This window comes from Streptomyces atriruber, assembly GCF_001418325.1.
Lineage (GTDB): Bacteria > Actinomycetota > Actinomycetes > Streptomycetales > Streptomycetaceae > Streptomyces > Streptomyces atriruber.
This window is the reverse complement of the sequence record NZ_LIPN01000347.1, coordinates 1-10,814: the sequence shown is the minus strand read 5'-3', so window position 1 is coordinate 10,814 and position 10,814 is coordinate 1. Positions and strand designations below refer to the sequence as shown.

The window sequence follows — 10,814 nt, the reverse complement described above, 5'->3', positions numbered from 1 at the left end:
TGTGGAGCTAAGGAGAATTGAACTCCTGACCTCCTGCATGCCATGCAGGCGCTCTACCAACTGAGCTATAGCCCCTTGCGTTCTTCCCGCTCGGCGGGCGAACAAGAAGAACTTTAGCCTGCGACCAGCCGGAATGTGAAATCCGGGTCCGGGCGCCCACCGGGAGGCTCAGTCGTCGTCGCCGAGCACCGGTTCCGGCAGCGTGCCGGCGTTGTGCTCCAGCAGGCGCCAGCCCCGCGCGCCCCGGCCGAGGACCGACCAGCAGCAGTTCGTGAGACCGCCGAGCCCCTCCCAGTGGTGGGGCTCCAGGCCGAGGAGACGGCCGATCGTCGTACGGATGGTGCCGCCGTGGCTGACCACCACCAGCGTGCCGTCCTCGGGCAGCTTCTCGGCATGGCGCAGGACGACGGGAGCGGCCCGGTCGGCCACCTCGGTCTCCAGCTCGCCGCCGCCGCGGCGCACCGGCTCGCCGCGCTTCCACGCGGCGTACTGATCGCCGAAGCGGGCGATGATCTCGTCGTGCGTCAGGCCCTGCCACTCACCGGCATACGTCTCCCGCAGCGCCTCCTCGTGCGTGACGGGGAGGCCGGTGATCGCGGAGAGCTCACCCGCCGTGGCCGCGGCGCGCTTGAGGTCGGAGGCGACTATCGCGTCCGGCTTCAGGGAGGCGAGCAGCCGGGCGGCGCGCCTGGCCTGGGCGACGCCCGTCTCGGTCAGCTCGATGTCCGTGGAGCCCTGGAAGCGGCGCTCCAGGTTCCACGCCGTCTGGCCGTGCCGCCACAGGATGATCCGCGGGCCGCGGTGGGTCACCGCAGCTCACCGTCCAGGTCGGCCTCCTCCGCGGCCTGCTGCTCGGCGTGCTCGGCAGCCTTGCCGCGGGTCGCCTTGGCGTCCTCGGGCAGGTCGATCTCGGGGCAGTCCTTCCACAGGCGCTCGAGCGCGTAGAACACGCGCTCCTCGCTGTGCTGGACGTGCACCACGATGTCCACGTAGTCGAGGAGGATCCAGCGGGCGTCGCGGTCGCCCTCGCGGCGGACCGGCTTGGCGCCGAGCTGCTTGCTGAGCTGCTCCTCGATCTCGTCGACGATCGACTTGACCTGGCGGTCGTTGGGCGCGGAGGCGAGCAGGAAGGCGTCCGTGATCGACAGCACGTCGCTGACGTCGTACGCGATGATGTCGTGCGCGAGCTTGTCGGCAGCCGCCTGGGCGGCGACGGTGATGAGCTCGGTGGAGCGGTCCGTGGCGGTCACTAGTGAGCTTTCCTTCGGCTGGTGGATACACCCCAAGGGTCTCACGGACCGCCGACAGCGCCCCAGACGATTACGTCACCGCCTCGGCGCGGGGCGTCACCGCGGGGCGCGGGCGGCTCGACACCGCCCGCGCCGGCCGCTCTCACCCGGTCCGGTAGTCCTGTCCGAGCACCACGGAGACGTCGGCGTTGGCCGCCGTCTTCCCCTTGCGGACCGCGCTCTCCGGCAGGCCGAGGGTCTTGGCGACCTCGGCGGCCTGCGTCTTCTTGTCCGCGTCGGCGTAGGTGACCTGCGAGGCGGGCTGGGCCGCCGAGCCCGCGCCGCCGTCGATGAAGGTGTAGCCGCCGTTGACCAGGGAGACCCGGGCGTCCTGGGCCGCGGCCTTCTTCCCGGAGGCGTTCTTGACGCCGACCCGCAGGGCCGCACCCTTCTCCGGGCTCTTCACCGCGCCGCCGAGGACGTCCTTGACCACGGCCTCGCCCGCGCCGTCGGTCAGCGTGCCGTTCTGCTGCACCGGCAGCAGCGTGGTCTTGTAGTCGCCGCCCTTCGCTCGGTCGGCGAGCTTCGCGAGGAAGGCGCCGAGGTCCTTCTCCTCCAGGGAGGGGTCGAGGATCTGGGCGAGCGACTGCACGGTGGTCGTGGCCGCCTGCGGGTCCGACGACAGCTTGCGCAGGACGCCCTGCATGACCGCTCCGAAGCGCTGGAGCTGGTCGGTCTCCGTCTCGCCGGACGCGCGGTAGGTGGCGTACGCGACGGCCATCGGCCCGCTCAGGGTCTGCTGCTCGCCCTTCTTGACGAGGGGCGCCTCACCCTTCTCGGCCTTGGGGTCGGGCACGTCGGTGTTCGTGTCGACGTCGATGTTGCCGACGAGCTCCACGAGGTTGTTCAGGTACGGCGTGTCCAGCCGCCAGGTGCCCTCGACCTGGGTGCCGAGCACCGTGTCGATCGAGTCGCGGGTACCGGTGGAGCCGTCGTCGTCGACGGACTTGCCGAGCGTCGTCGGCGTGCCGTCGTCGTCCGAGACGGCGAGGGAGTTGGGCAGCAGGACGGTGGCGCCCCGCTCCGTGGTGGCGTTGTTCACCAGGAGCGCGGTGGAGGTCCCGCCGCCCTTGGTGTTGTGCAGGTGGAGGACGATCACGTCGCGCTTCTGCGGTCCGGTCGCGGCGGCCGCGCCGCCCTTGTCGTCGGACTGGCCCGGCAGCTTGCCCGCGAACCACAGGTAGCCGACGCCGCCCGCGATCACCAGGGCGAGGACCACGACGAGCGCGACGACCCGGGAACGCCCGCGCCGCTTGGCCTCCTCGCGCCGCTCGGTCCGGCTCTCGGTGAACTTCAGCCAGTCGATGACGTCTTCGGATTCCTCGTCCGGCTCCTCGATGAACGAGAACTGCTCGGTCTTGTACTCGCCGGGCTGTTCGCGCCGCGGCCCGCGCTCCGGCGCGCGCCGCGCGGGCTCAGGCTGCGGCTCCGGCGCGGGTGCGGGTGCCGACTCGGGGCTCGGTCCGGGGCCGGGCACGGTGCCGGGCTCCGGCGCGGGGCGCTGCTGCTGCGGGATCCACCCCGTGTCCTGGGCCGCAGCGGTGCCGTAGGCGGCACCCGTGCCGTCGTACGAGGTTCCGGTGCTGCCGTACGCGTCGTAGCCCCCGCCTTCGTACCCCTGCTGCTGCCCGCCCGCGTACGGGTCGTATCCGTACCCCTGGTGCTGCTGAGGCTGGTGGTACTGCTGCTGCGGAGGCACGTGTGGCTGCTGCTGGGTCTGCGGCGGCGACTGCTGGGGCTGCTGCGGCTGGACCTGCTGGTACACCGGCCGCCCGTACTCGTCGTACCCGACGACCTGGTACTGATCAGCCGCGTACTCGCCCGCATACGGGTCGCTGCCCGCATACGGGTCGTACTGTCGGTCGTTCACCGGTGCCCCTCTCGGCTCATTCGCCGCGGTACAGCTCGCGCTTGTCGATATAACGCACCACACCGTCGGGCACCAGGTACCAGACCGGGTCTCCCTTGGCGACCCGCGCGCGGCAGTCCGTGGACGAGATGGCCAGGGCAGGCACCTCCACCAGGGAGACGCCGCCCTTGGGCAGTCCGGGGTCGGCCAGCGTGTGGCCCGGCCGGGTGACCCCGATGAAGTGCGCGAGAGAGAACAGCTCTTCCGTGTCCCGCCAGGTGAGGATCTGGCCGAGGGCGTCGGCGCCCGTGATGAAGAAGAGGTCCGTGTCGGGGTTGAGGGCACGCAGATCGCGCAGCGTGTCCGTCGTGTAGGTGGCCCCGCCGCGGTCGATGTCGATGCGGCTGACGGAGAACTGCGGGTTCTCCGCGGTCGCGATGACCGTCATCAGATAGCGGTCCTCGGCGGGCGAGACCTGCTTGTCGCTCTTCTGCCACGGCTGGCCGGTCGGCACGAACACCACCTCGTCGAGGTGGAATTGCGCGGCGACCTCACTGGCCGCCACGAGGTGTCCGTGGTGGATCGGATCAAACGTTCCGCCCATGACGCCCAGGCGGCGCTTGCCGTTGCTCACCGGACCGGTCTCCGGACCGGTAGGCATGTCCTGCTCTCCCATGCGTGCAGACCCTACCGGCCCGGTGGACGGGCTCTGTTTCAGCGGTCCCGATTGAAGCGGGTGGTGATCCACAGGAGCACCAGGAGGACGACGAACGCGCCGCCGCCGGTGAGGAGGGGGCTGAGGCTTTCGTGGTTGCCGCCGTGCTCGCCGCCCTCGGAGGCGAGAGTGACCAGCTGGGCGGCGTTGCTGTGGAGGCTCATCTCAGGCAGGACCTATCCGGAGGTGGGATGGACATAAAGACTTCCGGCCCATCGTAAGCGGGAGGCCCGTTCCGGCTTACGCCGACTCAGCCGTTGCGGTTGTCGGCGCCCTCGTCGACGCTCTGGTCGGCACTCTTGGCGGCGCTCCGCTCGGCACTCTCGGCCGCACTCCGTCCGGCACCCTCGTCAGCACGCTGGTCGGTGCTCTGGCCCGCGTCGCTGCCCTGCCGGTAGCCGCGCAACAGGAACCAGCCGACCAGTACGCATCCGACGACCATGACGATCAGCACGATCCGCAGCAGATTGCCCGGTCCCTGCTGCTGCGCGGCCTTGGCCGCCTCCGTGAGCCAGTCGGCCCCAGGGTTGTGCTCCATGACGGAAGACTCCTTCTGTGTGCTGCCCTGTCACGGTATCTCCGCCTAGGCTTGGCCCCACCTCGGGGGCACAGGAGGACGAGACATGGGGGATGCGGCATGACCGACGACAACCACCGCGACGGGGACGGCAAGGGCCACGAGCGGGTGCCCAGCCGGCAGCGCAGGCGCTTCCCAGGCATCTCGTCGCGGGCCTACGAGCACCCGGCGGACCGCTCGGCCCTGGTGGCCCTGCGCAAGCTCAGCGGCTTCGACACGGTCTTCAAGGCCCTCAGCGGCCTGCTCCCCGAGCGGAGCCTGAGGCTCCTGTTCCTGTCGGACTCCGTGCGCGTGTCCGACGCGCAGTTCGCGCACCTCAACACCATGCTGCGAGATGCCTGTTACATCCTGGACCTGGAGAAGGTCCCGCCGATGTACGTCAACCAGGACCCGAATCCGAACGCGATGTGCATCGGCCTGGACGAGCCGATCATCGTCGTCACAACGGGTCTGGTCGAGCTGCTCGACGAGGAGGAGATGCGGGCGGTCGTCGGCCACGAGGTGGGCCACGCCCTCTCCGGCCACTCCGTCTACCGCACGATCCTGCTCTTCCTCACGAACCTCGCCCTCAAGGTCGCCTGGATCCCGCTCGGCAATGTCGCGATCATGGCGATCGTGACGGCACTGCGCGAGTGGTTCCGCAAGTCCGAGCTGTCGGCGGACCGGGCGGGCCTGCTGGTCGGGCAGGACCTGAAGGCCTCGATGCGCGGCCTGATGAAGCTCGCGGGCGGCAACCACCTGCACGAGATGAACGTGGACGCGTTCCTGGAGCAGGCCGAGGAGTACGAGGCCGGGGGCGACCTGCGGGACTCCGTGCTGAAGATCCTCAACGTCCTGCCGCGCACGCACCCCTTCGCCACGGTCCGCGCCGCCGAGCTGAAGAAGTGGGCCGAGTCCCGCGACTTCCAGCGGATCATGGACGGCCACTACCCGCGCCGGGACGAGGACAAGGACACCTCGGTCTCCGACTCCTTCCGGCAGTCGGCGTCCTCGTACGCGGACAACGTGCGCAACAGCAAGGACCCGCTGATGAAGCTGGTCAACGACCTCGCGGGCGGCGCGGGCGACCTGGGCGGCAAGCTGCGCGGCAGGTTCACCGGGCAGGGCGGCCAGGACGGCCGGAACAACGGCGGGAGCGCGCCGGGCCCGGCGGACAAGCAGCCGTAACCTCCGCGAACACCCCGTTCAGGAGGCGGAGAGCGAAGGCTGGGCCGACGCCGCGAGCGACCCGCACAGCGGCGTCGCGCCCCCGGTCGCGTACGGGTCCGTACCGGCCGGGCCGCCCGCCTTCGCCTTCTGCCCGGCGAGCAGCGGCCGCAGATGGCTCGCGGACTCGGCGGCACAGGCGAGCGGGCCCGCCTGCGTGGTGGAGGTGAGCACCTCGGCCCGGTGCATCCGCAGGTCGTCGCGGTCGAAGCGGAAGTGCAGCTCGCGGCGGACGGTGAACAGGGACGCCCTGGCCTGCTCGTCGTCGGCGCCCTTGGCGCTCGCGGCGTTCTCGGCGCCGCGCAGCGCGTAGACGAACGTGTGGTCCGAGGTCACCTCAAGGGTGTTCTTGTCGGTCTCGACGATCCGCAGCGTGCCCTCGGTCCTGACCCGCTCGTCGGCGAGCGCGGTCCGCGCCGGGTCGAACCGCACGAGCCAGCCGGTCGCGGCATGCCGCCCGTCGGCCTCGGGGCGGGCGAAGCTCTGGTCGAACTGGGCGTACTGCTCAGGGTCGATGAGGAGGCGCACCTCGCGCGGGGAGCCGCCGGCGAGCACGTCCGGGTCGAGCGCGGACTCGACCAGATAGTCCTTGGCGGTCACCAGCGCCGCCATCACCTGACTGTCCGAGAAGTGTGAAGTGCGGCGCGCCGGTGGCAGGTTGATGCCTCGCGCCCCCACGCGGAGCTCCGCGGCCGGGCTGTGCGCGTAGAGGTCGGGGACGCTCCTGGAGCCGGGCACGCGGCCCGTCGGGGCGAGGGGCGTCACGGTCATGCGCAGCGGCTCGGGGCGCTTGACCGCCGGGGGCTGGTACGGACTGCGCAGGCCCATGTAGATCGCGGTGCCGAAGGCGACCGCTATCAGCACGACGAGTATCAACAGCTGCCGGGAGAGCGTCCGGTGGAGGCCGGGGCGGCGGCGCACGGCGCGCGTGTGATCCCCCATGCGCTCCTGCGCGGAGAACTCCTGAAGACGGGCAGCCCGCACGAACGACTCGTCGAAGACCACCGACCGGTACTCGTCCTCGCCGCCGCTGGGGGCGCCCTCGGGTGTCCCCGCGGGTGGATCTCCTGGCCCGCCCATACCTTCAGAGTAGGTCCCCGGGCCGCCAGGTAAACGCCCTGGTACGCGACAAGTTCCGACAACCCCTCACGGTGTGCGCGGCTCCGCGGGCACGGCGGACTGACTGAACTCCGCCGATACGGAGGGGCTGGGCGCCTCCTTGTCGGCGCTCTGGCCGACTTCGGTGGAGGCGGGCGCGGGCACCTGGCCCTGGCCGCCCGACGAGGCGCCTCGGTAGACCGCGGTGAAGGCGAGGGCGACCATCCCTATGCCCATCAGGAGCGCGAGCATCCAGGCTATGGGCCGATGCCAGCGGACCTGGCCGGGGTGGCGGCCCGGGCGGCCGTACCCCTCGCCCAGGGGGTCGTGTTCGTAGGCATCGTCGAAGTCGTCGTCACGGCCGAATTCGGCGCCGTCGTCCGGGCCGAAGCCGTCCTCGTAGAGCTCGTCGTCCGCCGGGTCGTGGCCCCGGCCGCGGGTGCGCGCCCGGCGGGCCTCCGTCTCGGAGGCCTCGGCACGCGCCTGAGCGGCGGCCAGCAGCCGCTCCACGGCGGTCGGTTCATGGATCTCCGCGGCTCGCACGAAGTCCTCGTCGAAGACCACGGAGGCGAACTCTTCGTCCGCACCCCCGCGGTCGCGGTCGTCGTCGGGCTCCCAGCCGTCAGGGAAAGACGGCGTGCCCCCCACGTCCTCCGGCACCCCTCCAGCCTAGACCCGGAAGGGGCAATTTGGGCAGACGGTAAGGGAATTCAGCGGATGTGACCGTCGCCCGTGACGATGTACTTGGTGGAGGTCAGCTCGGGCAGCCCCATCGGGCCGCGCGCGTGCAGCTTCTGGGTGGAGATGCCGATCTCGGCGCCGAAGCCGAACTGGCCGCCGTCGGTGAAGCGCGTCGAGGCGTTCACGGCGACCGTCGTGGAGTCCACGAGCTGGGTGAAGCGGCGGGCGGCCTGCTGCGAGGTGGTGACGATGGCCTCGGTGTGCCCGGAGGTCCACAGCCGGATGTGCTCGACGGCCTGCTCCAGCGTGTCGACGACGGCGGCCGCGATGTCGTACGAGAGGTACTCGGTCTCCCAGTCCTCGGTGGTCGCGGCGACGACGGTGGCCTTGCTGCCCTCGGCGTAGGTGATGACGCGCTCGTCCGCGTGGACGGTCACTCCGGCCTCGGCGAGGGCGTCCAGGGCGCGCGGCAGGAACGCGTCGGCGATGTCCCGGTGCACGAGCAGGGTCTCGGCGGCGTTGCAGACGCTGGGGCGCTGCGCCTTGGAGTTGATCAGGATGTCCACGGCCATGTCGAGGTCGGCCGCGGCGTCCACGTACACGTGGCAGTTGCCGGTGCCGGTCTCGATGACGGGGACGGTGGACTCCTCGACGACGGTCCTGATCAGCGAGGCGCCGCCGCGCGGGATGAGCACGTCGACGAGGCCGCGGGCCCGCATGAGCTCACGCACGGAGTCGCGGTTCTCGCCCGGGACGAGCTGGACGGCGTCGGCGGGCAGTCCGGCGCCGTGCACCGCGTCGCGCAGGACGCGCACGAGGGCGGTGTTCGACGCGTACGCCGAGGACGAGCCGCGCAGCAGGACGGCGTTGCCGGACTTCAGGCAGAGGGCGGCCGCGTCCACGGTGACGTTCGGACGGGCCTCGTAGATGATCCCGACGACGCCGAGGGGGACGCGGACCTGGCGCAGGTCGATGCCGTTCGGGAGCGTCGAGCCGCGGACGACCTCGCCGACCGGGTCGGGCAGGGCGGCCACGTCGCGCACGTCGGCGGCGATGGCGCGGACCCGCTCGGGGGTGAGGGTGAGCCGGTCGACGATCGACTCGCTGGTGCCGGCCTCGCGGGCGCGCTCCGTGTCCTTGCCGTTGGCCTCGACGATCTCGGCGGTCCGCACCTCGAGCGCGTCGGCGATCGCGAGCAGCGCGTCGTCCTTGGCGGCACGCGGCAGTGGGGCCAGCGTGGCGGCGGCGCCGCGGGCGCGGTAGGCGGCCTGGGCGACCGGCGAGAGGTTGTCGTAGGGCGAGACGGGAGAGAGCGACGTCATGCCCGCAGGGTAATCCCCGTGCGCGGAGCGTCCACCCGGTATCCCATTCCCCGAGACCGGCCCCGGGGGTGTATCGCGGGGGCGACGGCTCGGCGTCCCTTCGGGACGAGGACTCGAAGACGAAGGCTCAAAACGGGTGCACGCCGACGGGAGTGGCCGGTAACGGTCCGTAACCCTCCGCGATGCGCTGGTGATATGTGTCGCGGCCGATCACTTCGAGCCCCACGATCTCCCACGGGGGCAGCTGCGCGCTCTGCCGGTGCTCGCCCCAGAGCCGCAGGGCGACCGCGGCCGCGTCGTGCAGATCGCGGGCCTCCTCCCAGTAGCGGATCTCGGCGTGGTCCGGCGCGTACCTGCTGGTGAGCAGAAAGGGGTGGTCGTGGGCGAGCTGCTCGAGGCCCCGCCTGACCTCGTCCAGCGGCGCTTCCGTGCCCGAGACGCTCAGCGTGACGTGCCAGAGCCGGGGCGTCTCCACCGGCTCGACCTCCCGGCTCTCGCCCGCGTCGGCCGCGCGTGACCCGGGCGGATCGCTCTCGTACGCCGTCCCCGCGGCGACGCTCGTCAGCGCCCGCTCAGCCGAGCCGCGGGACGCCGCCCCAGGGCGCACTCGTCTCACGACGGCCTCCTTTACGCAATGGTGTGCCGATACGCAACGGTCATGCAGAACTGTCTTCAACAAAGTTGAGCAGGCCAAGCAGTCCCGCGGGGCGGTTTTGGGGAGTTTCACCTTCCGCGAGCCGGTCGGGCGGGGCCGTGCGCGATGGTTTTCAGCCGGGGCGGGTGAGGCGTATGGGACGGATGGTCCGACGCGACCTGGGACTTCTCCGCGGGCTATCCGTGCAGCAGGACGAGGTCGTCCCGGTGCACGACCTCCCGCTCGTACGCAGGTCCGAGTTCCCTGGCGAGGTCCCGGGTGGAGCGCCCGATGAGCATCGGGATCTCCTTGGCGTCGAAGTTCACCAGACCGCGCGCCACCGCCCGCCCCTCGGCGTCCCGCAGCTCGACGGGGTCGCCCGCGGTGAACTCCCCCTCGACGGCGGCGATCCCGGCCGGCAGCAGCGACTTGCGCCCCTGGACGACCGCGCGCACCGCGCCCTCATCCAGGGTGAGGGCCCCCCGCGGCTCGGAGGCGTGCTGTAGCCACAGCAGACGGTCGGCGGAGCGGCGTCCCGTGCGGTGGAAGTACGTCCCGGTGGCGCGGCCGGCGAGGGCGTCGCCGGCCTGGCTCGCGGAGGTCAGGACGACCGGGATGCCCGCTGCCGCGGCGATCCGTGCCGCCTCGACCTTGGTGACCATGCCGCCCGTGCCGACGCCCGCCTTGCCCGCGCTGCCGATCTCGACGTGCGCCATGTCGGCGGGTCCTGTGACCTCGTCGATGCGGGAGGTGCCGGGCTTCGCGGGGTCGCCGTCGTAGAGCCCGTCCACGTCGGAGAGGAGGACGAGGAGGTCGGCGTGGACGAGGTGGGCGACGAGGGCGGCGAGCCGGTCGTTGTCGCCGAAGCGGATCTCGTCGGTCGCCACGGTGTCGTTCTCGTTCACGACCGGCAGCGCGCCCATCGCGAGCAGCTGGTCGAGGGTGCGCGAGGCGTTGCGGTGGTGGGCCCTGCGGGCCATGTCGTCGGAGGTGAGGAGCACCTGTCCCACGCGTACGCCGTAGCGCGCGAAGGAGGCGGTGTAACGGGCCACGAGCAGGCCCTGGCCCACGCTGGCCGCGGCCTGCTGGCGGGCGAGGTCCTTGGGGCGGCGCACCAGGCCGAGCGGGGAGAGGCCGGCGGCGATGGCACCGGAAGAGACGAGCACGATCTCGCGCCGGCCGCCGTCACGGCTCTTGGCGAGCACATCGACGAGGGCGTCAACACGGTCCGCGTCCAGGCCCCCCGATGCGGTGGTCAGGGACGACGACCCGACCTTGACGACGACCCGCCGGGCCTCTGCCACTGACTGCCTTGCCGCTGCCACGCTCTTCCCCAAATGATCCCGATGCCCCGGACCTGCGATCCCCGGACCTGCAATCTACGTGAGGCCGCGGGCCGGGCGCCTGCCCATTCCGAGGAGCGGACCGGGGCCTCACGTAGAT

At 71.5% G+C, this 10,814-nt stretch carries 12 protein-coding genes and 1 tRNA gene; 1 reads left to right on the top strand and 12 read right to left on the bottom strand.

Going from position 1 to position 10,814, the window contains the following annotated elements:
- Positions 1-2: 2 nt before the first annotated feature.
- From AOK03_RS30705 to AOK03_RS30680, 7 genes are all read right to left on the bottom strand, one after another.
- Positions 3-75: transfer RNA gene (locus AOK03_RS30705), tRNA-Ala, on the bottom strand.
- Between the two features lie 93 nt (positions 76-168).
- Positions 169-810 (bottom strand): histidine phosphatase family protein, encoded by a 642-nt coding sequence (locus AOK03_RS30700; protein WP_055568634.1) that lies wholly within the window; start codon positions 808-810, stop codon positions 169-171.
- The gene (rsfS, locus tag AOK03_RS30695) at positions 807-1,250 is read right to left on the bottom strand and encodes a ribosome silencing factor (protein ID WP_055568633.1); all 444 of its coding nucleotides are present in this window, start codon (positions 1,248-1,250) and stop codon (positions 807-809) included. Before rsfS ends, AOK03_RS30700 begins: the two co-directional genes overlap by 4 nt.
- A gap of 142 nt (positions 1,251-1,392) precedes the next feature.
- On the bottom strand, positions 1,393-3,159 hold the full coding sequence (locus AOK03_RS30690) for an LCP family protein (protein WP_055568632.1): 1,767 nt from the start codon (positions 3,157-3,159) through the stop codon (positions 1,393-1,395).
- A gap of 16 nt (positions 3,160-3,175) precedes the next feature.
- Positions 3,176-3,814: a nicotinate-nucleotide adenylyltransferase gene (gene nadD, locus AOK03_RS30685; protein WP_055568631.1), complete on the bottom strand. Its 639-nt coding sequence runs from the start codon at positions 3,812-3,814 to the stop codon at positions 3,176-3,178.
- Positions 3,815-3,852: 38 nt separating this feature from the next.
- Positions 3,853-4,017 carry a hypothetical protein gene (locus tag AOK03_RS42175; protein ID WP_107098150.1) on the bottom strand — a complete coding sequence of 55 codons (165 nt, stop codon included), beginning with the start codon at positions 4,015-4,017 and terminating at the stop codon, positions 3,853-3,855.
- Positions 4,018-4,103: 86 nt separating this feature from the next.
- Complete coding sequence (locus AOK03_RS30680) at positions 4,104-4,391, bottom strand: hypothetical protein (protein ID WP_055568630.1); 288 nt, start codon at positions 4,389-4,391, stop codon at positions 4,104-4,106.
- A gap of 99 nt (positions 4,392-4,490) precedes the next feature.
- On the opposite strand from AOK03_RS30680, the gene AOK03_RS30675 reads away from it, so the two are divergent.
- Positions 4,491-5,597, top strand: coding sequence for a M48 family metallopeptidase (locus AOK03_RS30675; RefSeq protein WP_055568629.1), 1,107 nt, complete (start codon positions 4,491-4,493; stop codon positions 5,595-5,597).
- An 18-nt stretch (positions 5,598-5,615) separates the two neighbouring features.
- Here the strand turns inward: AOK03_RS30675 and AOK03_RS30670 are convergent, their stop codons facing one another.
- From AOK03_RS30670 to proB, 5 genes are all read right to left on the bottom strand, one after another.
- Positions 5,616-6,716 (bottom strand): SCO2583 family membrane protein, encoded by a 1,101-nt coding sequence (locus AOK03_RS30670; protein ID WP_055568628.1) that lies wholly within the window; start codon positions 6,714-6,716, stop codon positions 5,616-5,618.
- 66 nt (positions 6,717-6,782) lie between these two features.
- Positions 6,783-7,394, bottom strand: coding sequence for an SCO2584 family spore wall biosynthesis protein (locus tag AOK03_RS30665; protein ID WP_055568627.1), 612 nt, complete (start codon positions 7,392-7,394; stop codon positions 6,783-6,785).
- A gap of 50 nt (positions 7,395-7,444) precedes the next feature.
- Complete coding sequence (locus tag AOK03_RS30660) at positions 7,445-8,737, bottom strand: glutamate-5-semialdehyde dehydrogenase (protein ID WP_055568626.1); 1,293 nt, start codon at positions 8,735-8,737, stop codon at positions 7,445-7,447.
- Positions 8,738-8,864: 127 nt separating this feature from the next.
- Positions 8,865-9,353: a hypothetical protein gene (locus AOK03_RS30655; protein WP_208609632.1), complete on the bottom strand. Its 489-nt coding sequence runs from the start codon at positions 9,351-9,353 to the stop codon at positions 8,865-8,867.
- A gap of 215 nt (positions 9,354-9,568) precedes the next feature.
- The gene (gene proB, locus AOK03_RS30650) at positions 9,569-10,675 is read right to left on the bottom strand and encodes a glutamate 5-kinase (RefSeq protein WP_055568624.1); all 1,107 of its coding nucleotides are present in this window, start codon (positions 10,673-10,675) and stop codon (positions 9,569-9,571) included.
- Between the last annotated feature and the right edge of the window lie 139 nt (positions 10,676-10,814).